The organism is Cellulomonas sp. P4_D11 (assembly GCF_056401915.1).
Genome location: NZ_JBFUIK010000029.1, coordinates 12,277 through 35,291, shown reverse-complemented (window position 1 = coordinate 35,291; position 23,015 = coordinate 12,277). Strand labels below are relative to the sequence as shown.

General features: G+C 73.1%; 18 protein-coding genes. 11 read left to right on the top strand and 7 right to left on the bottom strand.

The features are described 5' to 3' along the window. Nucleotides 1-28: 28 nt before the first annotated feature. Nucleotides 29-772 carry an alpha/beta hydrolase family protein gene (locus AC1DT4_RS15970; RefSeq protein ID WP_477090783.1) on the top strand — a complete coding sequence of 248 codons (744 nt, stop codon included), beginning with the start codon at nt 29-31 and terminating at the stop codon, nt 770-772. Nucleotides 773-824: 52 nt separating this feature from the next. Here AC1DT4_RS15970 and AC1DT4_RS15965 read toward each other — a convergent pair whose 3' ends face one another. The 4 genes from AC1DT4_RS15965 to AC1DT4_RS15950 all read right to left on the bottom strand — a co-directional run bounded on the left by AC1DT4_RS15965 (nt 825) and on the right by AC1DT4_RS15950 (nt 6,190). After that, nucleotides 825-3,149: a hypothetical protein gene (locus AC1DT4_RS15965; protein ID WP_477090782.1), complete on the bottom strand. Its 2,325-nt coding sequence runs from the start codon at nt 3,147-3,149 to the stop codon at nt 825-827. 1 nt (nt 3,150) lies between these two features. Beyond that, the gene (locus AC1DT4_RS15960; protein WP_477090781.1) at nt 3,151-3,840 is read right to left on the bottom strand and encodes a hypothetical protein; all 690 of its coding nucleotides are present in this window, start codon (nt 3,838-3,840) and stop codon (nt 3,151-3,153) included. Nucleotides 3,841-4,087: 247 nt separating this feature from the next. Next, nucleotides 4,088-4,663, bottom strand: a complete 576-nt coding sequence (locus AC1DT4_RS15955) for an NYN domain-containing protein (RefSeq protein ID WP_477090780.1) — start codon at nt 4,661-4,663, stop codon at nt 4,088-4,090. A gap of 75 nt (nt 4,664-4,738) precedes the next feature. Then, on the bottom strand, nt 4,739-6,190 hold the full coding sequence (locus AC1DT4_RS15950; RefSeq protein WP_477090779.1) for a glycoside hydrolase family 10 protein: 1,452 nt from the start codon (nt 6,188-6,190) through the stop codon (nt 4,739-4,741). A gap of 188 nt (nt 6,191-6,378) precedes the next feature. On the opposite strand from AC1DT4_RS15950, the gene AC1DT4_RS15945 reads away from it, so the two are divergent. Next, nucleotides 6,379-6,855 (top strand): MarR family winged helix-turn-helix transcriptional regulator, encoded by a 477-nt coding sequence (locus AC1DT4_RS15945; RefSeq protein ID WP_477090778.1) that lies wholly within the window; start codon nt 6,379-6,381, stop codon nt 6,853-6,855. A 3-nt stretch (nt 6,856-6,858) separates the two neighbouring features. On the opposite strand, the gene AC1DT4_RS15940 is transcribed toward AC1DT4_RS15945, so the two are convergent. Beyond that, nucleotides 6,859-7,725 carry a serine/threonine-protein kinase gene (locus AC1DT4_RS15940; RefSeq protein WP_477090777.1) on the bottom strand — a complete coding sequence of 289 codons (867 nt, stop codon included), beginning with the start codon at nt 7,723-7,725 and terminating at the stop codon, nt 6,859-6,861. A 174-nt stretch (nt 7,726-7,899) separates the two neighbouring features. Between AC1DT4_RS15940 and AC1DT4_RS15935 the strand changes: the two genes are divergently transcribed. From AC1DT4_RS15935 to AC1DT4_RS15900, 8 genes are all read left to right on the top strand, one after another. After that, entirely contained in the window at nt 7,900-8,928 is a 1,029-nt protein-coding gene (locus tag AC1DT4_RS15935) for a LacI family DNA-binding transcriptional regulator (RefSeq protein WP_477090776.1), read from the top strand. A gap of 293 nt (nt 8,929-9,221) precedes the next feature. After that, the gene (locus AC1DT4_RS15930) at nt 9,222-10,865 is read left to right on the top strand and encodes a glycoside hydrolase family 13 protein (protein WP_477090775.1); all 1,644 of its coding nucleotides are present in this window, start codon (nt 9,222-9,224) and stop codon (nt 10,863-10,865) included. Between the two features lie 101 nt (nt 10,866-10,966). Then, nucleotides 10,967-12,361 (top strand): ABC transporter substrate-binding protein, encoded by a 1,395-nt coding sequence (locus tag AC1DT4_RS15925; RefSeq protein ID WP_477090774.1) that lies wholly within the window; start codon nt 10,967-10,969, stop codon nt 12,359-12,361. 108 nt (nt 12,362-12,469) lie between these two features. After that, complete coding sequence (locus tag AC1DT4_RS15920; RefSeq protein WP_477090773.1) at nt 12,470-13,399, top strand: carbohydrate ABC transporter permease; 930 nt, start codon at nt 12,470-12,472, stop codon at nt 13,397-13,399. Next, a complete protein-coding gene (locus AC1DT4_RS15915) occupies nt 13,396-14,364 on the top strand; it encodes a carbohydrate ABC transporter permease (protein ID WP_477090772.1) in 969 nt (322 codons plus the stop codon). The genes AC1DT4_RS15920 and AC1DT4_RS15915 overlap by 4 nt, the downstream gene beginning before the upstream one ends. A 150-nt stretch (nt 14,365-14,514) precedes the next feature. Continuing rightward, entirely contained in the window at nt 14,515-15,732 is a 1,218-nt protein-coding gene (locus AC1DT4_RS15910) for a ferrochelatase (RefSeq protein ID WP_477090771.1), read from the top strand. A gap of 23 nt (nt 15,733-15,755) precedes the next feature. After that, a complete protein-coding gene (gene hemQ, locus AC1DT4_RS15905) occupies nt 15,756-16,448 on the top strand; it encodes a hydrogen peroxide-dependent heme synthase (RefSeq protein WP_477090770.1) in 693 nt (230 codons plus the stop codon). 12 nt (nt 16,449-16,460) lie between these two features. Then, nucleotides 16,461-16,817, top strand: a complete 357-nt coding sequence (locus AC1DT4_RS15900; RefSeq protein WP_477090769.1) for an META domain-containing protein — start codon at nt 16,461-16,463, stop codon at nt 16,815-16,817. 7 nt (nt 16,818-16,824) lie between these two features. On the opposite strand, the gene AC1DT4_RS15895 is transcribed toward AC1DT4_RS15900, so the two are convergent. Then, nucleotides 16,825-17,877 carry an LLM class flavin-dependent oxidoreductase gene (locus AC1DT4_RS15895; RefSeq protein ID WP_477090768.1) on the bottom strand — a complete coding sequence of 351 codons (1,053 nt, stop codon included), beginning with the start codon at nt 17,875-17,877 and terminating at the stop codon, nt 16,825-16,827. 46 nt (nt 17,878-17,923) lie between these two features. Beyond that, a complete protein-coding gene (locus tag AC1DT4_RS15890; protein ID WP_477090767.1) occupies nt 17,924-19,195 on the bottom strand; it encodes a Glu/Leu/Phe/Val family dehydrogenase in 1,272 nt (423 codons plus the stop codon). 467 nt (nt 19,196-19,662) lie between these two features. On the opposite strand from AC1DT4_RS15890, the gene AC1DT4_RS15885 reads away from it, so the two are divergent. Beyond that, entirely contained in the window at nt 19,663-22,944 is a 3,282-nt protein-coding gene (locus tag AC1DT4_RS15885; RefSeq protein WP_477090766.1) for a proline dehydrogenase family protein, read from the top strand. Nucleotides 22,945-23,015 lie beyond the last annotated feature (71 nt).

The following is a 23,015-nucleotide window of genomic DNA, read 5'->3' as shown; positions in this document are numbered from 1 at the left end:
GGACCTGCCGTGCCTCTAGGAACGAGGGATGCCCACCGCCGCGCTCGCCCGTGCGTCAGCCGTCCTGCTGGCCGTGCTGCTGTCGACGGGCGCCTGCACGTCGGGTGAGCCCACGCCGCCGAGCACGTCGGCTCCTGCCGACGCCGGGTCGACCCCGCGCCCCGCGGACGTCCCGCTGTGCCTCCCGAAGGATGCCAAGGCGGTGGCCGTCGGGCCCGAGGACGACCCGACGCTGGTGGGCTACGCCGGCACGGGGACCCGCGGCGTGGTGCTGGCGCCCCAGAGCGACGGCCAGGTGTGCCAGTGGTCGCGGCAGCTCGAGCGCCTCGTGGGCGAGGGCTACCTGGTCGCGACCTTCGGCTGGTCGGCCGACGGCGAGCGGTCGTTGACGGCGGCGGTCGACGTGCTGCACTCGCTCGGCGCGGCCGACGTCGCGTTCGTCGGGGCGTCGAAGGGCGGCATGTACGCGGCGGCGCTCGCCGACGACCTCGACCCGGTCGCCGTCGTCGCGCTCGGACCACCCGACCGGTACGAGGGGCACGACGCGCGCTCGGCGTCGAGCACGTACACCGGGCCGCTGCTGGTCGTGGCGTCGACGGACGACCGGAACGTCCCGGCCCTCTCGTCGAAGCTGGTGTCCCGCGCGGACGACCCCGGCACGTTCCTCGAGCTGACCGGCAACGCCCACGGCGTCGCGCTCTTCGCGGGCGAGCACCGCGCCCAGGTGGAACAGGCGATCGACGACATGCTGTCCTCGGCGTTCGGCGGCTAGACACACCGAAGGCGTGCGACCCGGTGAGGTCGCACGCCTTCGGGGTGACCGGTCAGACGAAGCGGCGCCGCGCGAAGGTCGCGAGGCCGATGCCCGCGGCGAACAGGACGATCGCCGCGATGAACCGACCGAGCGAGCTGACCCCGGCGCCGTCGGCCCCGGCGATGTCGATCGAGTAGGCCGTCGCGCCCACCGCACCCTGGGGTGCGCCGTACGCCATGCCCTCGGCCGACGCCCGCTCGGCGCCGGCGCTGAGGACCGCGTACTTCACGCCGAAGTCCTCCGCCGTCGCCTGGCCGCTGACGACCACCTGCGACGTGCCCTCGTCGGACAGCTGCTGCGTGCCGTCGACCAGCTTCGGTGCACCCTCGGCGGCGGTGTTCAGGCCGTCGGAGAGCTCCGTCGACCCGGCGGCCGCGGTCTGCAGGCCGTCGGAGAGTGCGCCGGCGCCCGCGTTGAGCTGGCTGGCGCCCGCGTTGAGCTGCCGCAACCCGTCGACCAGGGAGCCGCCGCCCGCGCCGAGCTTGTCCGTCCCTGCCTGCAGCGAGTGGACGCCGCCGCGCAGGGTGCCGTTGGCCGCGGTGTCGTTCGGCCCGCCGACGCCGGCCTGGACGCTCTTGACGACGGTCGTCAGGAGCAGCGTCACGCCGTCATCCACGCTGGTGAGGCCCTCGAGCAGGCCGGGCTTCTTCGCGTCGCACACGCCGATCAACGAGCTCGAGCTGAGCCCGCACTCGATCTTGGTGAGGCCCGGTCCCGCGATGTAGGTCAGGCGCCCCTGCAGGTAGGTGAGGCCCTGCTGCAGCGTCGGGTCCTTGGCAGCCGGCGCGCCGAAGAACGCCGGGGACGTCGGGTCGCCGAGGTGCGCCGGATCGGCGAGCTCGGCCCGGCCCGCCGCCAGCTGGTCGATGACCTTGCCGAGCACGTACGCGCTGGTGGGGTCGGTCGTCGGGGCGAGCGCAGGTCGCAGGCCGCCCGGGTAGCAGGCGTTGGCGGCCGCTGCGGCACCGTTCTTCACGTCGGTGAGGACGTCGATCGCGCACCCGAGCTTCTGGTAGGCGCCCGGGTCGGTGGCGCTGGCGTTGTAGATGCCCTCAGCCATCGTCGCGAGCGCCGCGGGTGCGCCGGTGCCCACCTGCTGGCGCAGCTGGTCGACGCCTGCGAGCAGGGTGTCGGGCGTCGTCGTCGAGCCGATGCCGGCCCGCATCTGAGCGATCCCGGCCTGGAGCAGCTTGACCTTGGGGTCGTTCGGGAGGTTCCCGATGTCGCCGTACATCTTGGCCAGACCGCCGTCGACCTGGGCGAGCCCGTCGTCGACCTGGTTCAGCCCGGCGATGAGCTGCGGCGCCGACGCGCTCGCCTGCGACAGGCCCGCGCTGAGCTTTCCGGCCCCCGCAGCGAGCTCGGCGGCACCCGGCGCGGCCGAGTCGTTGAGCCCGGCCTTGAGCTGGGCCGCGCCGTCGCGCAGCAGGAGCAGGCCCGCCAGGAGCTCCGCCGCGCCGTCGTGCAGCTGGAGGACCGAGTCGTCGATCTGCAGGGCACCGGACGTCAGGTCGACGCCCTTCTGCGCGCCGGCCTTGTAGCTCTCCGCGCCGCCCTTGAACGACGGGTAGTCCAGCGGCGAGACCGGCATGGACGTCAGGTTGGCCTTGGGCACCACCGCGTGGCTGACCTTCGCGGTGTAGCCGAACTCGGCCGTGGCCGAGCCGATCGGCGGGAAGAGGGTCATCTGGAACTGCATGCGCGTCCCGCCGTGCCCGTCGCCGGCCATGCCGGCCTCGTCCGACTGCACGTCGGTGAACGAGGAGGGCAGGACGGTGACCAGCTGGCCGATCATCGGGATGACGGTCTCGGCCGACGCGGTCGCCGTGGCGCCCGTGCCGTCGTCGTAGCTGACGTCCTGGGTCTTGCCGGTGACGTTCGTGACCTTGTAGTGCACGCCGAGCGTGCCGCTCTTGCCGACGACCGCACCCGGCTGGACCGGCTTGCCGTCGAGCGTGTACGTCACCTGGACGGTGAGCGGGAGGTCCTTGTCGTAGGTGCTCACGGTCCGCTCGCGGCGCTCACCGTCGACGCTCATCGTGCTCACGAGGTTGCCGTCGACCACCTTGTAGCCGGTGAAGCCGTCGAGGTTGCGCAGCCCCTTGGTGGACACGGGGTTGGAGATGGTCGCCGTGCCGGTGCCGCTGAGCGCGAGCTGGTCGTAGACGCGCGCCTCCTGGAACGCGCCCGTGGCCGACAGGCGGGCCTGGACGGTCTCCGTGTTGGTCACGGCGACGTCGCCGGAGTCCGCGGCGAGCGCGGGCGAGCCGGCGGCGCAGACGAGCAGGGGGATCAGGACGACGGCTGCCGCCGCCGAGGTGGTCGTGCGTCGCACGTCAGGCCTCCGGCTGGGGGTCGAAAGGACGGGTGGCGGGCAGGCCGCGGCGCGGGGCGTTGGTGGCCTCGGTGCCGACGGCCGGCGCGGCGTACGGGCGGGCGGGCGCGTGGTTGCCGGCGCCCTCGTACTCGCCGACGGCCGGCTCGGTCGGCGCGAGCACGGGGGGCTCGCCGGCGGCCGCGGCGGCGGCCCGCTCCTCCTCGCGGTCCTGCACGACGACGACGCCGAGCACCGACGTCGCGAGGAAGCCGGCGCCCGCGGCGAGCAGGATCGACGTCGCCGTGGTGGCCGACGAGCTCACGAACGCGGTGGGGTCGGCCGAGTAGGTCGCCTCGTACGCGCCGGCCATCGCGGCCGCGCCGAGCAGGGCCGACCACAGGGGCAGCCGCCCGCGGGAGAGGCCGGCGACGGCGAGGCACAGCCCCAGCACGATCAGGACGGCGACGGCGCGGCCGGCGGCGGCGTCGGGCAGGGCAGCGGCGCGCAGCGCGTAGCCCAGCCACGCGGCGGCGAAGCCGACCGCGAAGCCGCCCGCCCGCTGCGCGGGGGACCGGTCCGGGACGAGCCCGAGAGCGCCGCCGAGCGCGGCACCGAGCAGGGCGACGCCCTGGAGCTCGGGTCCGGAGAACAGCACGATCGCCGTCGTGAGGAGTGCGAGGACGAGCCCCGCCAAGATGTGACGCTTCATGACCACCTCGTCGTGGTGACCGCCGGGCGGCGTGGGCCGTCCGGTCGGTGCTGCCGGTAGATGGCCGCCCGAGACGCCGCTGACCTGCGCCGTCGCCGTTGACGGGTCAGCTCAGGAGACTTCTCGGGCGGAACCAGGCGCCTGTCTACCAGCGCACAAAGCATCTGAGCCACGCGGTACTAGGTAAAACAGGACCGGTAGCAGGTACATCGTTATGTCGTCGTGACCTGGGTCACGATCGACCGCCTCAGAGGTAGCGCAGCGGGTCGAACTCGTCGAGCGGGATGATGCGCAGGCGGGGCAGCTGCACGTTGAACGCGGCGACGTCGCCCTCGAGGTCGAACGTCTCGAGGCCCCGGGCCACCAGGGCCGACAGCTGCGTGCTGGTGAACTCGCGGAACGCGAGCAGCCCCACGCGGCGGCTCTCGTCGTCGACGAGCACCTCGAGCTCGGGGGCGAAGTCGCCGTCGTGGCTGGCCAGCAGCACGTCACCGCCGCGGCCCGAGATGGCCTCGAGCGTGCGCTTGATGCCGATGTCGACGACCTTCTCGTACGACTCGCCCGACAGCGGGATCGGCTGGAACCCGATGGCGAGCAGGGCCTGCACGAACGACATCGGGAGCGAGCCGTTGGAGGCGTTGAGGAAGAACAGCGCCTTGACGGGCTGGTCCCACGTCTGCTGCGCGAACGTCAGCACGCGCTCCCAGCGTGGCCGCTGCTCCGGGGTGGGCCGGCCGCCCAGGATCGAGGACCCGAGGGTCGCGTCGATGTTCTCGCCGTCCACCAGCAGGTAGGTGGTGCGCGGGGCCGCCTCGGTCGTCATCGCGTCAGCGTATCCGCAGGTGGCGCACGTCGGCCCGGGTCCCGACGAACGGGTCCCCGGGCCGGTGCTCGTGCGTCAGGCGACCGCGCAGGTCGTCCCGTTGAGCGTGAACGAGGCCGGGGCCGCGTTGGTGCCCGTGTGCGAGCCGTTGAAGCCGATCTGCTGGCTCCCGCCCGGCGCGATGGTGCCGTTCCAGGCGGCGTTGGTGAGCGTCACGGCCGACCCGGACTGCGTCGCCACCGAGCTCCACGCCTGCGTGATCGCCTGGCCCGACGGGAACGTGAACCTCAGCGCCCAGCCGGTGATCGCGGTCGCGGACGTGTTCGTCACGACGACGCTCGCGGTGAACCCGGTGTTCCACTGGTTGACGCCGTAGCTGACCCGGCACCCGGCGCTCGGCGGCGTGGTCGGGGTGACCGGCGGCGTCGTCGGCGAGACGGGCGGCGTGGTCGGAGTCACGGGCGGCGTGGTCGGGGTGACCCCGCCGAGCGCCGAGGCGATCGCGTCGTACGCCGGCTTCTTGGCGTAGCCGGCGTCCCACACGAGCGCGGCACCCTGGCCGGGGAACGTGTCCGGGACCCACGAGTACTTGTCGGTGATGCCCCAGATGGTCACGCCCTGGCAGCGGGTGACGGCGAGGCACGCCTGGAAGACTTTCTTGTAGTCCGCCGCCTGCGTCGCCAGCTTGGTGGCGTCGGACGGGGTCTGCATGCGGATGTCCAGCTCGGTGATGCGGACGTCGACGCCCAGGTCGGCGAACCGCTTGAGGTTGGCCTGCAGGTCCGACGGCACCTGTCCGATGATCAGGTGGGCCTGGAAGCCGACGCAGTCGATGGGCACGCCGCGCGACTTGAAGTCCTTGACCAGGTTGTAGATCGCCGTGCTCTTCGCGTTGATGCCGTCGGTGTTGTAGTCGTTGATGCACAGCCTGGCGTTCGGGTCCGCGGCGCGGGCCGCCCGGAACGCGGTCTCGATGTAGCCGTCACCGAGCTTCTGCTGGAACGGCGACTCCGCGCGCCGGGCGCCGTTGTCGGCGAACGCCTCGTTGACCACGTCCCACGCGACGACCTTGCCCTTGAAGTGCGTCGCGACGTTGGTGACGTGGTTGGTCATCGCGGACTGCAGCGCGGTGCCCGAGAGGTTGTTCACCCAGCCGGGCAGCTGGGAGTGCCACACCAGCGTGTGGCCGTACAGCTTCTTGCCGGTGGTGGCCGCGTAGCTCGCCACCCGGTCCCCGGCGCCGTAGCTGAACGAGTTCTGGGACGGCTCGGTGGCGTCCCACTTCATGGCGTTCTCGGGGACGACGAGCGTGAACTCGCTGTCGGCGACCGACGTGTAGGCCGACTCCGAGAGCCTGTCGGGGGCGAGCGCGAAGCCGATGTCCTTGCCGGCGGCGGTGGCCAGGTCCTTGAGGGTGGTCGCCGCCTGGGCGGGGACCGCGACCGCCGCGCCGACGGCGATGGTCGCCGCGAGGGCGACCGCGGCCGTGCGCAGGGTCGATCGGCGGGATGGGCGAGAGACGGGCATGGGGGTTCCTCCTCGTTGAGCCGGTGCCGGATCGCAGAGTGGTCGCCGGGCGACGGGCGCCGCGAGGTGCCGAAGCGTTTCAGGAGCCCGCGCGCGGCTGTTTCGATACCGCGGCGGAACACGGCCCTCGCGGAGGATGTTGAACTCGATACGTTTGCATGGACCTTCAGGGAGCAGGAGTCACGACGATGGACGACGGAGCACGCGAGCTGCCCGGGACGCGCGAGGCGGCGGAGGCCTGGGAGTCACTGTTCCGCGCCCAGGTGGCGCTCATGCGGCGCTTCCAGCGGGACGACGTCTGGGGCGACCTGTCGATCCGCGAGTACGACGTCCTGTTCACGCTCGCGGGATGCCCGGACGGCACCGCGCGGCTCAAGGACCTGGGGGAGAACAGCCTGCTGACGCAGCCGAGCCTGTCGCGCATGGTCGAGCGGCTCGAGCTCGACGGGCTGGTGCGCCGTGGGCCGGTCGAGGGCGACGCCCGCGGCGTGGCCGTCAGCCTGACCGACGAGGGGGCCAGGGTGCAGCGGGAGATCGGGCGGCGGCACGTGCGCTCGATCCGGCGCCTGGTGGGCGGGGCGCTCGACGCCGACGAGCTGGCCACCCTGCAGTCCCTCACGGACAAGCTGCGGGCCGCGCAGGCGACGATCCCGGACCCGTCCTGACCGTCAGCCCCGCAGCGCCCGCAGCTCCGCCGCCACCGCGGTCGGCGCCGGCCGCGCGGCCGGGTCGTCCGCCGTCATCGCCCGCAGCAGCCGGGTCCAGTCGCGGCCGAGGTGCTCGGGGATCCGCACCGGGTCGAGCAACCGGGCGAGCGCGCTGGTCAGCGGGTCGCCCGGGTACGCGCGCTCGCCCGTGAGGCACTCGAGGAGCACGAGACCGAGGGAGTAGACGTCGCTGGCCGGTCCGGCCGGGGCGCCGAGCGCCTGCTCCGGGCTCTGGTACCCGGCCGTGCCCGAGGTCCCCCTCGGCGTCGGCGCGGCGCTCGCGGCGGTCACCGCGATCCCGAAGTCGGCGAGCACCACGGGCAGCCAGGGGGCGTCGCGCGCCCCGCCGCCGGCGCGGTCCGCGGCGACGAGGACATTCGAGGGCTTGACGTCGCGATGCACGACGCCGGCCGCGTGCGCGTGCCCGAGGGCCAGGGCGAGCTGACGCCCGACGTCCGCGGCGAGGGCGGGCGCCAGCGGGCCGGCGGCGATCGTGTCGCGCAGCGTCTGCCCGTCGACCAGCTCCATGACGAGGAACGCGACGGGCCCGACGTCCGGCAGCACGTCGGCGCCCACGTCGAGCAGCGCGACGAGGCTGGGGTGCGAGAGCGACGAGAGCACACGTGCCTCGTGGGCGTAGCGACGGATCTGCTCCGGGGAGGACGCGCCGATGGCGAACAGCTTGAGCGCGACGGCACGGTCCAGGCGGGCGTCCGTCGCCCGGAACACCTCGCCCGAGCCGCCGCGGCCGAGCTTGCGCTCGAGGCGGTAGCGCCGGCCGAGCGGGGGGCTCGCCGGCGGGGCGGACTCGGTCAGGGGCACGGACACGCCTGTCTCTCGGGTGCGACTCGGACTCCGCCCGAGCAGGTTCGACGGTAGGAGCAGGTGCGGCGCTGCGCACCCTGGGGGCGCAGGGCGCCGACCGAACGGGTGAATCGACGCGTTCGATGTTTGCAGCCGGATGCAAGTGACTTGCAGGCGCACGACTGTAGAGTGACGGACATGTCACGGCGACTCGCAGAGGTGGCACGCAAGGTCGGCGTCTCCGAGGCGACCGTCAGCCGCGTGCTCAACGGAAAGCCCGGCGTCTCGGAGACGACGCGCGAGGCCGTGCTCACGGCGCTCGACGTGCTCGGCTACGAGCGTCCGACCAAGCTGCGGGGGGAGCGCGCCCGGCTCGTCGGGCTCGTCCTGCCCGAGCTCCAGAACCCGATCTTCCCGGCGTTCGCCGAGGTGGTGGGTGGGGCGCTCGCGCAGCAGGGCTTCACGCCGGTGCTGTGCACGCAGACCGCCGGCGGCGTGTCCGAGGCGGACTACGTCGAGCTGCTGCTCGGGCAGCAGGTGTCGGGCATCGTGTTCGCCGGCGGGCACTACGCGCAGCGCGACGCGACGCACGGTCATTACGAGCGGCTGACGGGCCGCAACCTGCCGGTCGTGCTGATCAACGCGTCGATCGAGGAGCTCCCGTTCCCACGGGTCTCCTGCGACGACGAGGTGGCCATCGAGCAGGCCGTCGGCCACCTGGCGTCGCTCGGCCACACCAAGATCGGCCTCGTCCTGGGCCCGATCGACCATGTGCCGTCCGAGCGCAAGCTGCGGGCGGCGCAGGCGATCACGCAGCGGCTGGGCCTCGAGCTCGGCGCCCACCAGGTGGTCCGCAGCGCCTACTCGCTCGAGAGCGGGCAGGCCGCGGGCAACCGCCTGCTGCGCGAGGGCGTCACCGGCATCGTCTGCGCCAGCGACCCCCTGGCGCTCGGCGTGATCCGCGCGGCGCGCCGGGCGGGGCTGCGCGTGCCCGACGACATCTCCGTCGTGGGCTACGACGACTCCGCGTTCATGAGCTGCACCGAGCCGCCGCTGACCACCGTGCGCCAGCCCATCGAGCCCATGGGCCGCGCCGCGATCGACCTGCTGGTCAGCCAGATCCACGGGGGAGCGGTGCCGCAGGACGAGCTGCTCTTCGAGCCGGAGCTCGTGGTGCGCGGCTCGACGGGTCCCGCACGTGCGCACGCGGTGGCGATCGCCGACTGACGTGAGCTGACGCGCGGCCCACAGGCTCCGTCCCGCCCCTCCGGGCAGGGCGGGGCCTTCGTCGTGCGGCCCTGCAGAGTCGGCGCTCATCGAGATTCGGCGGCGTCTCGGTCACACTTCGATAACTGTCCTGTCAGTTTCTTGCGTGGTTCCAGTCGCGTCCTTTAGTGTCTGGAACGCGACATCGACGTCTCGTGGTCCTCCTCCGGGCCCGCGGAGCACGTCGCGGCCGCAGGCAGACGGACAACCGGCCCCGGTCACGACGACGGTGGCCCACGAGAGACGAGACCCGAGTGGCGCAGGCTCAGCCCGAGACGGACCCGCAGTGGTGGCGTGGGGCAGTGATCTACCAGGTCTACCCGCGCAGCTTCGCCGACGGGAACGGCGACGGCACCGGTGACCTGGCCGGCCTGCGCTCCCGCCTGCCGTACCTGCGGGACCTCGGCGTCGACGCCATCTGGGTGACTCCCTGGTACGTCTCGCCGCTGGCCGACGGTGGTTACGACGTCGCGGACTACCGCGCGATCGACCCCGCGTTCGGCACGCTCGAGGAGGCCGAGCAGCTCATCACGGAGGCCCTCGCCCTCGGCATCCGCACGATCATCGACGTCGTCCCCAACCACGTCTCCGACCAGCACGAGTGGTTCCAGGCGGCGCTGGCCGCCGGGCCGGGCTCGCCGGAGCGCGACCGGTTCTGGTTCCACCCCGGCAAGGGTGAGCAGGGCGAGCAGATCCCGACGCACTGGGTCTCGGACTTCCAGGGCAGCACCTGGACGCGCACGACGAACCCCGACGGCACGCCCGGCGAGTGGTACCTGCATCTGTTCGCACCGCAGCAGCCCGACGTCAACTGGTCGCACCCCGAGGTGGTCGAGGAGTTCGAGTCGGTCCTGCGGTTCTGGTTCGACCGGGGCGTCGCGGGGATCCGGATCGACTCGGCGGCGCTGCTGGTCAAGGACGCGTCGCTGCCGGAGGTGCCCGCGCACCCCGGCCCCGGCGAGCACCCGCACGTCGACCGCGACGAGCTGCACGACGTCTACCGGGGATGGCGGGCCGTCGCCGACTCGTACGAGGGCACCCGCGTGCTCGTCGGCGAGGTCTGGCTCCAGGACAAGGCGCGGTTCGCGCAGTACCTGCGCCCCGACGAGATGCACACCGCCTTCAACTTCGACTTCATGGCGCGGCCGTGGGACGCCAAGCAGCTGCGGGAGTCGATCGACATCACGCTGGCCGCCCACGGGCCTGTCGGCGCGCCGGCCACCTGGGTGCTCTCCAACCACGACGTCACGCGCCCGGTGACGCGGTACGGGCGCGACGACACGTCGTTCGCCTTCACGGCCAAGCGCTTCGGCACGCCGACCGACCTCACGGTCGGCCTGCGCCGGGCGCGCGCGGCGGCCCTGCTCACGGCCGCCCTGCCGGGCTCCCTGTACATCTACCAGGGCGACGAGCTCGGGCTGCCCGAGGTCGAGGACCTGCCGCTGGACGTGCTGCAGGACCCGATGCACTTCCGCTCCGAGGGTGTCGACCCCGGCCGGGACGGCTGCCGCGTGCCGCTGCCGTGGTCGGGCTCGACGTCGCCCTACGGGTTCAGCCCGGACGGCGCCACGGCGCAGCCGTGGCTCCCGCAGCCGGCCGTCTGGGCCGACCTGACCGTCACGGCGCAGGAGGGCGACCCCACGTCGACCCTGCACCTGTACCGCGACCTGCTGGCGATCCGCCGGTCCGAGCCCGCCCTGGGCGACGGTCCGATGACGTGGATCGACTCGGCCGACGACGTGCTCGCGTTCGCCCGTGGCGGGCTCGTGTGCGTCGTGAACCTGGGCGACGAACCCGCCGCCCTGCCCGCCCACACCGATGTCCTGCTCTCGAGCGCCCCGCTCGAGGCAGGTCTGCTGCCGCGCGACACCGCCGCGTGGCTGCGCACCCCCGCCTGACCCGACCGCACCATCCCCCGCACGACCCGTAGTGATCCGACCGCAGAAAACGATCGCGACCTGGCACCCTGTCAGGGGCGTTCCCTCACGAAGGAGTGACGATGAGGTCCTCACGCACCACCGCGCTCACCATGGCCGGTGTGCTCTCGATCGGCCTGCTGGCCGCGTGCAGCGACGACACGCCCTCGGGCGACTCGTCGTCCGCCGACGGCGACCAGGTCACCATCACGGTCGCCGGCCTGCAGCCCGGCGCCGAGCAGACGGCTGTGGACGCGCTGAACGAGCGCGTCCAGCAGTTCGAGGAGAAGTACCCGGACATCAAGATCGAGACGCAGGAGTACAACTGGCTGGCGTCGACCTTCGCGGCCGACCTCGCCGGTGGCACCCTGCCCGACGTCTTCGAGGTGCCGGCCACCGACACCAAGGTGCTGATCCAGAACGGCCAGATCGCCGACATCGACGAGCAGGTCAAGCAGCTCCCGTACGCGAACGACTTCAACAAGGAGGTCCTGGCCGCCGGGCTCAGTGACGACGGGAAGGTGTACGCGGTCCCCGCCAAGTCCATCTACGCCGTCGCGCTGCACTACAACCGGAAGCTGTTCACGGACGCCGGGCTCGACCCCGACAAGCCGCCGACGTCGTGGGACGAGATCCGCGAGGACGCGAAGATCATCCACGACAAGACCGGCATCCCGGGCTACGCCATGATGGCGCTGGACAACGCGGGCGGCTGGCAGCTCACCGCTGCGGCCTACTCCCGCGGCGGCCGCACCCAGGTGCTCGACGGTGAGCAGTACAAGGCCACGCTGACGGACCCGGCCGTCAAGGAGTCGCTGCAGTTCCTCGGCGACCTCAAGACGGACGGCTCGCTGCTGGAGAACACCCAGCTCGGCTGGGGCGACATCAACGGGGCCTTCGCGGCCGGCCAGTTCGCCATGTACACGTCGGGCTCGGACATCTACACCGCCCTGGTGCAGAACAACGGCGTCACGTCCGACAACCTGGACTACGGGCTGACCGCGCTGCCCAACGAGGGTGACGACTCCGGCACGCTCGGCGGCGGCACCTACGCCGCCGTCGCGCCGCAGGCGACGGACGAGGAGAAGGACGCCGCGGTCAAGTGGATCGACTTCTGGTACCTGTCCAAGCTGGTCGACCAGGACCAGGCTGTGGCGGACGCCAAGATCCTCGCGGAGCAGGACCCGCCGCAGGCGGTGGGCACCCCGACGCTCCCGATCTTCAGCAAGGACCAGTACGAGAAGTCGCTGGGCTGGATCAAGGACTACGTCAACGTCCCGCTGGACCACATGACGGGCTACACCGACGTCATGTTCACCCAGCCGGTCATCCCTGAGGCCGCTCGGGCCACGCAGGAGACCTACGGGCTGCTCTTCCCGATCGTGCAGGCGGTCATGACCGACCCCTCCGTCGACCTGGACAAGCTGCTCGCGGACGCCAACGAGCAGTCGCAGGAACTGATCGACCAGGCCGGCTGACGTGCGGCGAGGTGCCCGGCCCGGGTCCGTCCCCGGGCCGGGCACCGTCGCCGTCCCGTCCCCGTCGTCGTCGACCCCCGTGACGACACGCACCGAGAGAAGGACCGCATGAGCTCCCAGACCCTCGTCGACAAGCCCGCCGCCAGACGCACCCCGGCGACGTGGGTGCGTGGCGGTGGCCTGTCCACCCTGATCTTCGCCCTGCCGATGCTGGTGATCTTCGGAATCTTCTCGTGGGCGCCCATCGTCAAGGCCGTCATCATGAGCTTCCAGAAGACGAACCTCATCGTGACGTCGTGGGTCGGGCTGGAGAACTTCCAGCGGGTGTTCGCCGACCCTGTGCTGCCGATGGCCATCCGCAACACCGCGTACTTCGCGCTGCTCGCGCTGATCTTCGGGTACCCGGTGCCGCTCGTCGCAGCCGTGCTCATGAGCGAGGTCCGGCGCGCCAAGGGGCTGTACTCGGCCCTCGCCTACCTGCCCGTCGTCGTGCCGCCCGTGGTCGCCGTCCTGCTGTGGAAGTTCTTCTACGATCCGCGGCCCGAGGGCGTGTTCAACACGATCATCGGCTACGTCGGGATACCACCCCAACCCTGGCTGCAGAGCGCGACGTCGGCGATGCCGTCGCTCGTGCTCGAGGCCACGTGGGCCGCGGCCGGCGGCACCGTGATCATCTACCTCGCCGCGCTGACCGCCGTGCCCACCGAGCTCTACGACGCCGCCGAGGTCGACGGCGCCTCCGTCTGGGGCAAGATCTGGCACGTCACGATGCCCCAGCTGCGCGGGGTCCTGCTCATCACCTTCATCCTGCAGATCATCGGGACCGCTCAGGTGTTCCTCGAGCCGTACCTGTTCACCGGCGGTGGACCCGCGAACGCGACGATCTCCGTGCTCCTGCTGGTGTACCGCTACGCGTTCCAGAACAGCCTCGGTGGCAACTACGGCATGGCGACGGCGCTCAGCCTCATGCTCGCCGTGTTCCTCGCCGTGATGTCCCTGATCTACTTCCGCCTCACCCGCAGCTGGAGCACCTCGTGACGACCACGACCCCGTCCCTGCCGGAGGCGGTCCTGCCCACCGAGGTCCCGACCGGACCCGCCGAGGGTGTGCAGACGCCTCCGCCCGAGGAGGACCGCACCGCGGTCTCCACCGCCGACTGGCGACGCCCGCGCGTGCGGCACACCTGGAACACGATGCACGTGCTCCTGCTGATCCTGCTGATCGTGTGGTGCGTCGGGCCGCTGCTCCTGCTCGCCAAGTTCGCCATCACGCCGACGCAGGACATCCTGCGCACGCCGCTCGCGATCTTCCCGAACGGCGTCAAGTGGTCGAACCTGCACGACGCGTGGTTCGACATCGACATCAGCAAGTACTTCGTCAACACCGTCGTGCTGGCCGCGGGGTCGTGGGCCTCGCAGATGCTCGTCGCGACCACGGGCGGGTTCGTCCTGTCGGTGCTGCGGCCGCGGTGGGCCCGCTACGCCCAGGGTCTCGTCCTGGCGACCCTGTTCGTGCCGGCCGTCGTCCTGCTGGTGCCGCTCTACCTGATCATCCTGCACCCGCCGGTGATCGATCACTCGCTGGTCAACTCGTACTGGGCCGTGTGGCTGCCCGCGGGCGCGAGCGCGTTCAACGTGGTCCTGGTCGCGCGGTTCTTCGACAACCTGCCGCGCGAGATCTTCGAGGCGGCGCGCGTCGACGGCGCCGGACCGTTCCGGCTGTTCTGGTCGATCGTGCTGCCCATGAGCAAGCCGATCCTCGGCGTGGTGTCCGTGTTCGCGGTCATCGCGTCGTGGAAGGACTTCCTCTGGCCGCTGCTGGTCCTGCGCAACCCGGACCTGCAGCCGTTGTCCGTCCGGCTGCCCTCGCTGGAGGCGACCACCGACAAGGGGACGCTGATGGCGGCCTACGCGATCGCGACCGTCATCCCGATCCTCATGTTCCTGATCTTCCAGCGGATGTTCCTGCGTGGTGCCGGGCTCGGGGGTGCCGTCAAGGGCTGAGCGTCCGCAGCGTTCGCCCGTCCCGACGCCCGGTGGTGCAGGTCGCCGCCGGGCGTCGGAGCGCTTTCTGACAACGCGTCTCGACAATCTCACGGGCCGGTCCGGCCGCTCGCCGCGAGGGCGCCGCGCGGCCGGTGCGATGATCGGACGGTGGCCCCTGACACCGCCGTGAGCACCCGCACGCCCCCGTCCGAGACCAGCCCCGTCGCCCCGTACGACGCGCTGCTGCTCTTCTCGTTCGGCGGCCCGGACGGACCCGACGACGTGCTGCCGTTCCTGCGCAACGTCACGGCCGGCAAGGGCATCCCCGACGAGCGGCTGGCCGCGGTCGCCGAGCACTACCACCACTTCGGCGGGGCCAGCCCGATCAACGGGCAGAACCTGGCGCTGCAGAAGGCGCTCGTCGACGAGCTGGCGCGCCGCGGGATCGAGCTGCCCGTGCTGTGGGGCAACCGCAACTGGGAGCCGTACACCCGCGACGCCCTCGCGGCGGCCCACGCGGACGGCGCGCGGCGCATGGTCGCCCTGGTGACCAGCGCGTACTCGTCGTACTCGGGCTGCCGCCAGTACCGGGAGAACCTCTGGGCCTCGCTCGACGAGCTGGGCCTCGACGTCGGCCTCGGGGAGGGCGAGCACCCCCTGGTCGTGGACAAGGTCCGCTCCTACTTCAACCACCCCGGCTTCGTGCAGGCGAACGTCGACGCCGTGACTGAGGCGTTCGAGTCCCTCGGCCGCGACGCCCGCCTGGTGTTCGTCACGCACTCCATCCCGGACACGATGGAGGAGGCGTCGACGCTCAGCGGCGCGTCCTACAGCGCGCAGCACCTCGACGTCGCGGCCACGGTCGCCGCAGCGGTCGAGCAGCGGCTCGGTCGGCCCGTGACGTGGGACCTCACGTACTGCTCGCGCTCGGGGCCGCCCACCCAGCCGTGGCTCGAGCCCGACGTCAACGACCACCTGGCCGCGCTGGCGGCCGAGGGCGTGCAGGCCGTGGTCCTGTCGCCGATCGGGTTCATCTCGGACCACATGGAGGTCGCGTTCGACCTCGACACCGAGGCGCTGGCCACCGCCGCGGAGCTCGGTCTCGCCGCCGTCCGCGCCGACACCGTCGGCACGCGCGAGCCGTTCGTCCGCGGGCTCGTCGACCTCGTGCTCGAGCGCGCCGCGCTGGCCCGCCACGACGACGCGTCCGGCGCGGCGCCCGTGACGGATGACGTCGCGGCCGACGCCGCCGCCCGGCCCGTGGACGAGGCGACGGTCGGCGACCTGCCGCCGTGGCGGTCCGTCTGCCGCCCGGGCTGCTGCCAGATGCGCGCCGGCCAGCCCACGGGCATCCCCGCCGCCTGCTCGACCGACCCCTGGTCCTGAACCCTCACTCTGGAGCGCCCGAGATGACGCACGACCCCGAGATCCTCAACGCCACGGTCCGGTACACGATGTGGAGCGTCTTCGCGCTCGAGGAGGTGCTGCCCGAGGACGACGACGAGCGCGCCGAGCTGATCACCGCGGCGCTGGCCGCGGTCGCCGACGACGGCCTCGTGGTGCGCGGGTGGTACGACGTCGCCGGGCTGCGGGCGGACGCGGACCTCATGGTCTGGTGGCACGCGGAGACGATCGAGGAGGTGCAGGGCGCCTACCAGCGGCTGCGCGCGAGCGACCTCGGTCGGCACCTGCTGCCGGTGTGGTCGGTGGTCGGCCTGCACCGCCCCGCCGAGTTCAACCGGTCGCACGTCCCGGCGTTCCTGGCGGGCGAGCCGGCGGGCGACTACATGACCGTGTACCCGTTCGTGCGGTCGTACGACTGGTACGTGCTGCCCGAGGACGACCGCCGCCGGATGCTCGTCGAGCACGGCCAGGCGGCCCGCGGGTACGCCGACGTCCGCGCCAACACGGTCTCGGCGTTCGCGCTCGGCGACTACGAGTGGATCCTCGCGTTCGAGGCGCAGGAGCTGCACCGCATCGTCGACCTCATGCGCGACCTGCGCGCCACCGACGCGCGCCTGCACGTCCGCGAGGAGGTGCCCTTCTACACGGGCCCGCGCGTGACCTTGGAGACCTGGGCGGACCGCCAGCCTCGCGGGTGACATCATCGTCGGATGGTCGATCTGGCGGGTACCTGGCGGTTCACGGCGCTCGAGGGTGCCGAGGTCGAGGGGCCGCGCCGCGCGACCCCGTGGCTGACGTTCGACGGCGACGGCGTCGTGTTCGGCATGGCCGGCGTCAACCGGGTCCGCGGGACGTGGGAGCTGGACGGCGACACGCTGACGTTCGGCCCGGTCGTCTCGACCCTCATGGCCGGCCCGCCGGACGCGATGGCCTGCGAGCAGCGGGTGTTCCGCCTGCTCGGTGAGGCCGTCACCGCGTCGGCCCCCGACGCCGACACCCTCGTGCTCGACGGCGCCGGGTCCGCGCGGCTCGTCCGGGACCGGACGGCGGGCGACTCGCCGGTCTGACGACCCGTCAGGCGGCGACCGCGACCGCGGGCCAGCGGGCGGCGACCTGCTCGAGGGTGTGCACGCGGGTGGCCACGTCGTACGCGGTCCCGGTGATCATCAGCTCGTCGGCGCCGGTGCGCGCGACGAGGGCGGCCAGCTCGTCGACCGCGCGGTCGGCGGTCGTGGCCACCTGGGTACCGGGCACGCGGGCGAAGAACTCGGCGGCGGCCACCGGGTCCAGCGCACCGAGCTCGCGGGCGGCGTCCTCGGGGGACACGATCGGCCCGAGCGGCCGGCCGGTCCGCAGCGAGAGCGCCATGACCCGGCTCGGCCCGGAGAGGTAGGCGGCCTCGTCGTCGGAGTCGGCCACCAGCACCGAGGCGGACACCATGAGCCGGGGCGCGTCGAGCACGGGTGAGGGCCGGAAGGCGCGGCGGTAGGCGTCGGCGGCCTGCAGGGTGTGGCCCGTGTTGAAGTGGTGGGCGTAGGAGAACGGCAGGCCCAGCTCCCCGGCCAGCTCGGCGCTGAACGAGCTGGAGCCCAGCAGCCACACCTGGGGCGTCGACGTCGCGGCCGGCGTCGCGGACAGGCGCGTGGCGCGCAGGGACGGCGACCGGCCCGGCAGGTCCTGGCCGAGCAGGGCGAGGACGTCGATCACCTCGGCGGGGAAGTCGTCGGCACCCAGGCCCTCGACCGTGCGGCGCAGGGCAGCCGCGGTCATGGGGTCGGCGCCGGGCGCGCGGCCGATGCCGAGGTCGATGCGGCCCGGGTGCAGCGCCTCGAGCATCGCGAACTGCTCGGCGACCACGAGCGTCGGGTGGTTGGGCAGCATGACGCCGCCGGAGCCGACCCGGATGCGGTCGGTGGCCGCCGCGAGGTGCGCCAGCAGCACGCCGGGGGACGTGGACGCGACGGCGGGCATCGCGTGGTGCTCGGCGACCCAGAACCGCGCGTACCCGGCGGCGTCGGCGGTGCGGGCGAGGGTGGTGGTCGCGGCGAGGGCGTCGGACGACGACTGGCCGACGGCGACGGGCGACGTGTCGAGCACGGACAGGGGCACGGGGTTCGGACGAGTCACCTCGTCAGCAACACCCGCGCCCCCGTCCGTACTCCCGCGGGGTCCGTCAGGGGTAGAGGCCCCGGATCTGGTGCGCCTCGGCGACGCGCCGGACGCCGATGGTGAGGGCGGCGTCGCGCAGCGAGATGCCCTCCGCCCCGGCGAGGGCGGCGACCGCCCGGTGCGCCGAGATCATGCGGTGCTCGAGGCGGTCCTCGATCTCCTGCTCGGTCCACCAGTACGCCTGGTTGGCCTGCACCCACTCGAAGTACGACACGACGACGCCGCCGGCGTTGGCGAGGATGTCGGGCACGACGACGACGCCGCGCTCGGCGAGGATGCGGTCGCCCTCGTGGGTGGTGGGGCCGTTGGCCGCCTCGACCACCCAGCGCGCCTTGACCCGTCCGGCGGCCTCGCCGTCGAGCACGCCCTCGACGGCCGCGGGGATGAGCACGTCCACGTCGAGCGCCAGGAGCTCGGCGTTGTCGATGGGCGAACCGCCCTCGAACCCGGTGACGGTCCCCGTCGCGTCCACGTGCCGCACGAGGGCGATGATGTCGAGGCCGTCGCCGTTCATCACGCCGCCCTGCTCGTCGCTGACCGCGACCACGCGGGTACCGGCGTCGTGCAGGAACCGCGCCGCGTGCGAGCCGACCTTGCCGAAGCCCTGCACCGCCGCGCTCACCTCGTCGAGGCGCACGCCCGCGTCACCGAGGGCGGCCGAGGCCGAGTGCACGACGCCGCGGGACGTGGCCGTCGCGCGCCCGAGGGAGCCGCCGACCGCCAGCGGCTTGCCGGTGGTCACGGCGGGGATGGTGTAGCCGAGGTTCACCGAGTACGTGTCCATGACCCAGGCCATGGTCTGCTCGTTGGTGCCGATGTCCGGCGCCATGATGTCCCGCTCCGGCCCGATGATCGGCATGATCTCGCTGGTGTAGCGGCGCGTGACGCGCTCGAGCTCGGCCTGCGAGTACAGCCGGGGGTCGATGGTGACGCCGCCCTTGGCGCCACCGTAGGGCACGTCGACGACCGCGCACTTCCAGGTCATCCACATGGCGAGCGCCCGCACCTCGTCGACGTCGACGGAGGCCGAGTAGCGCAGCCCGCCCTTGCCCGGGCCACGGGAGATGTTGTGCTGCACGCGGTACCCGGTGAACAGCTCGATCTCGCCGTTGTCCCGACGCAGGGGGACAGCGACGTTCATCTCGCGCCGGGGTGTGGCGAGCATGCGGTGGAGCCCCTCGGGGTAGCCGAGGATCTCGACGGCCGAGGCGAGCTGTGCCTGGGCGGTGGCGAGGGGCGTGGTCTGCTGCGGGGTCTCCGCTGTGAGGTCCGTCACGTCCCCCACCTTGTCACCGCTTTCGGCCCGCGCCCGGCAGGCCCGAAGGGCGAGCCGGGAGTGTCCGAGGCGCGGGCACGATGATTTCGGACAAGGTGGGCGCGCGCACCCGACGTGGCTGGTCAGAGCCCACGGGCACGGACGGTCCTCGGCGCGAGTTTCACCCGGTGCGCGGCGCGGCTCAGCAGCCCTGCGCGTCGTCGTGGACGCGCACGGCGGGGACACGGTGAGGGCGACGCCGGCGAGGAGCGCACGGCGGGCAGGAGCGATCATGGTGGTCACGGGTGGGTCGACAGTGGTGTCGGCTCATCCGCACGATGCCGTCGTGAGCGGCCGGTCCCACCGCGGCGCGACACTGACCGGGCGACCGACCGGCATCCGGGCGAGGCGCGTCGCAGGACGGTCCTCGACGGCACAGACTTGGCACCGGGCCGAGACCCGGTCCACCCAGGAGGACGAGGAGCACCATGTCGACCACAGGCGACGTCACCGAGGACGCGATCCGGCTGGCCAGAAGCTGGCTCTCGGCGACGGCGGAGGGCCAGACGGCCACCGAACGGCGGACCACCGGTCGGCTGGCGGCGCTGGTCGCCGACCCCGCCGGGCTCGAGCTGGCGGTGCGCTTCGTCGACCGCGTCGCGCGGCCCCAGGACGTCCGCGTGGCGGCGCGGGAGCTGGCCGGCCTGACCTCGGGCGACGCGTCCGGCTTCCTCGGCACGCTGGACCGCGCGATGCTCGGCGCCGGGGCTCGCGTGGCGCCCGTGCTGCCCGGCGTTGTCGTGCCCGCCGCGCGGCAGCGCCTGCGCAGCCTCGTCGGTCACCTGGTCGCCGACGACGGCCCCGGCCTGGCCAAGCACCTCGCCGCGACGCGGGCGGAGGGCTTCCGGCTCAACCTCAACCTGCTGGGCGAGGCCGTGCTCGGCGAGCGCGAGGCCACCGCCCGCCTGGCCCGCGTGCAGGCCCTGGTCGAGCGGCCCGACGTCGACTACGTGTCCGTCAAGGTGTCCGCCGTCGCCAGCCAGCTGTCCACCTGGGACACCGAGGCCAGCGTCGCGCGGGTCGTCGAGCGCCTGCGGCCGCTCTACCTGACGGCGGCGCGTCACGGCACGTTCCTCAACCTCGACATGGAGGAGTACCGCGACCTCACGCTGACCCTGCGCGTGTTCGAGCGGTTGGTCTCCGACCCCGAGCTGCTCGCCGCGGAGGCGGGCATCGTGCTGCAGGCCTACCTGCCCGACGCCGCGGACGCGCTCGAGGAGCTCACCGCGATCGCCCAGGAGCGGCGCGAGGCCGGCGGTGCGCGCCTGAAGGTGCGGCTGGTCAAGGGCGCCAACCTGGCGATGGAGCAGGTCGAGTCCGAGCTGCACGGCTGGCCGCAGGCGCCGTACGGCTCGAAGGCCGAGGTCGACGCCGCGTACCTGCGGCTGGTCGACCGCGCGCTCGACCCGGCGCGCACGCAGGCCCTGCGCGTCGGGGTCGCCAGCCACAACCTCTTCCACGTCGCGGCCGCGCACCTGATCGCGCAGCAGCGCGGCGTCTCGGAGGCGCTCGACATCGAGATGCTGCAGGGCATGGCGCCCGCCCAGGCCCGCGCGGTCCGCGACGAGGTCGGCGCTGTTCTGCTCTACACGCCGGTGGTCGCGCGCCACGACTTCGACGTCGCGATCTCCTACCTGGTGCGGCGCCTGGAGGAGAACTCCGCCAGCCAGAACTTCCTGCACGCGCTCTTCGCTCCTGGTGAGGCGATGCACGGGCAGGAGGAGGCGTTCCGGGTCGCGTTCCGCGACCGCGACCTGCCCTCGACGGCCGCCCGCCGCGCCGCCCGGCCGTTCGCCGACGCGCCCGCGGCAGACGGCTTCGTCAACACCCCCGACACCGACCCTGCCGTGGGCGTCGCGCGCGCCTGGGCCCGAGGGATCGTGGCTCGCGACGTGCCGACCCCCGACGGGGCGGTCACCGTCGGGACGGTCGACGAGGTGGACGTCGTCGTCGCCCGGGCCGCCGCGGCCCTGCCCGCGTGGGCCGCCACGGCGCCCGCCGAGCGCGCCCGCGCCCTGCACGCGGTCGCCGCCGCCCTCGAGGACGCGCGCGCGGACCTGGTCGCGACGATGGTCCACGAGACCGGCAAGACCGTCGCGGAGGCCGACCCCGAGGTGAGCGAGGCCGTCGACTTCGCGCGCTACTACGCCGAGCGCGCCGCGGACCTGACCGATGGGGTGGTGGCGGGTGCCGTGCACCGGCCCGAGGGGCTGACCGTCGTCACGCCCCCGTGGAACTTCCCCGTCGCCATCCCGGTCGGCTCCGTGCTCGCGTCGCTGGCCGCCGGCAGCCCGGTGCTGGTCAAGCCCGCGCCCCAGGCACCGCGCTGCGGTCAGGTCGCCATGGCGGCGATCCAGCGCGGGCTCGACGCCGCCGGAGCACCCGCCGGCATCCTCACCGTCGTGCTCAGCCCGGAGGGCGACGTCGGGCGACGCCTGGTCACCCACCCCGACGTCGCCCGGGTGGTGCTGACAGGGTCGATCGAGACCGCGCAGCTGTTCGCGGGCTGGCGGCCCGACCTCGACGTCCTGGCCGAGACGTCCGGCAAGAACGCGCTGATCATCACGCCGTCGGCGGACGTGGACCTGGCGGTGGCCGACCTGGTCCGCAGCGCCTTCGGGCACGCCGGTCAGAAGTGCTCCGCCGCCTCGCTCGCGATCCTCGTCGGCACCGCGGGCCGGTCCGACCGGCTGCGCCGCCAGCTCGCCGACTCCGTCGCGTCGCTGCGGGTCGGGCCGGCGACCGACCTCGGCACCGCCGTGGGTCCCCTCACCGAGCCCGCGTCGGGCAAGCTGCTGCGGGCGCTGACCACGCTCGACGCGGGGGAGTCGTGGCTCGTCGCCCCCCGGAAGCTCGACGACGAGGGCCGCCAGTGGACCCCGGGCGTCAAGCACGGCGTCGCGCCCGGCTCGTGGTTCCACACCACCGAGTGCTTCGGGCCGGTTCTCGGCGTCATGCGCGTCGAGACCCTCGACGAGGCGATCGACCTGCAGAACGCGGTCGCGTTCGGCCTGACCGGCGGCCTCCACTCGCTCGACGAGGACGAGATCGAGCACTGGCTGAGCCGCGTGGAGGTGGGCAACGCGTACGTCAACCGGCACATCACGGGGGCGATCGTGCAGCGCCAGCCCTTCGGCGGCTGGAAGGCGTCCACCGTCGGACCCGGCGCGAAGGCCGGCGGCCCGCACTACGTCGCGCAGATCGGTCGGTGGCAGGACGCGCCCGACGTCCCGCAGGACGACGCCGGCTGGCTCGCGTGGGCCTCCCGCGACGACGACCGGGTGTGGGCGGACGACCTCGCGCGCGAGCACGACCCGTCCGGGCTGCGGGTCGAGGCCAACATCCTGCGCTACCGGCCGGTGCCCCACCTCGTGGTGCGCGTCGGCTCCGACGCCCGCGACCGCGACGTCGCGCGCGTGCGGCACGCGGCGTCCACCGCGGGTGTCCCGGTGACGGTGAGCGACGCGGCCACGGAGTCCGACGAGGCGTTCGCCCGCCGGGTGCGCGCCGGGCTCGTCAGCGGGCGGGTCCGGGTCATCGGCTCGGCGCCCGGCCTGCGCGAGGCGGCTGCCGTGCGCGTCGGCGAGGTCACCGTGCTCGACGGGCCCGTGCTGGCCAGCGGGGCGCGGGAGCTGCTCACGGTCGTCCGCGAGCAGGCCGTGAGCCGCACGCTGCACCGCTTCGGCCACGTGCCGCCCGCGGCCGACTGACGCCCGGACGAGGCGAGGGCCCGGTGGGAGATCCCACCGGGCCCTCGCGACCGTTCGGCGCGCTCCCGCTG

What these genes read in the sequence shown, in the direction of transcription:
- AC1DT4_RS15960 (WP_477090781.1), bottom strand. Translation starts at nt 3,840, where the DNA reads ATGAAGCGTCACATCTTGGCGGGGCTCGTCCTCGCACTCCTCACGACG.
- AC1DT4_RS15885 (WP_477090766.1), top strand. Translation starts at nt 19,663, where the DNA reads ATGTCGACCACAGGCGACGTCACCGAGGACGCGATCCGGCTGGCCAGA.
- AC1DT4_RS15920 (WP_477090773.1), top strand. Translation starts at nt 12,470, where the DNA reads ATGAGCTCCCAGACCCTCGTCGACAAGCCCGCCGCCAGACGCACCCCG.
- AC1DT4_RS15945 (WP_477090778.1), top strand. Translation starts at nt 6,379, where the DNA reads ATGGACGACGGAGCACGCGAGCTGCCCGGGACGCGCGAGGCGGCGGAG.
- AC1DT4_RS15935 (WP_477090776.1), top strand. Translation starts at nt 7,900, where the DNA reads ATGTCACGGCGACTCGCAGAGGTGGCACGCAAGGTCGGCGTCTCCGAG.
- AC1DT4_RS15955 (WP_477090780.1), bottom strand. Translation starts at nt 4,663, where the DNA reads ATGACGACCGAGGCGGCCCCGCGCACCACCTACCTGCTGGTGGACGGC.
- AC1DT4_RS15900 (WP_477090769.1), top strand. Translation starts at nt 16,461, where the DNA reads ATGGTCGATCTGGCGGGTACCTGGCGGTTCACGGCGCTCGAGGGTGCC.
- AC1DT4_RS15925 (WP_477090774.1), top strand. Translation starts at nt 10,967, where the DNA reads ATGAGGTCCTCACGCACCACCGCGCTCACCATGGCCGGTGTGCTCTCG.
- AC1DT4_RS15950 (WP_477090779.1), bottom strand. Translation starts at nt 6,190, where the DNA reads ATGCCCGTCTCTCGCCCATCCCGCCGATCGACCCTGCGCACGGCCGCG.
- hemQ (WP_477090770.1), top strand. Translation starts at nt 15,756, where the DNA reads ATGACGCACGACCCCGAGATCCTCAACGCCACGGTCCGGTACACGATG.
- AC1DT4_RS15970 (WP_477090783.1), top strand. Translation starts at nt 29, where the DNA reads ATGCCCACCGCCGCGCTCGCCCGTGCGTCAGCCGTCCTGCTGGCCGTG.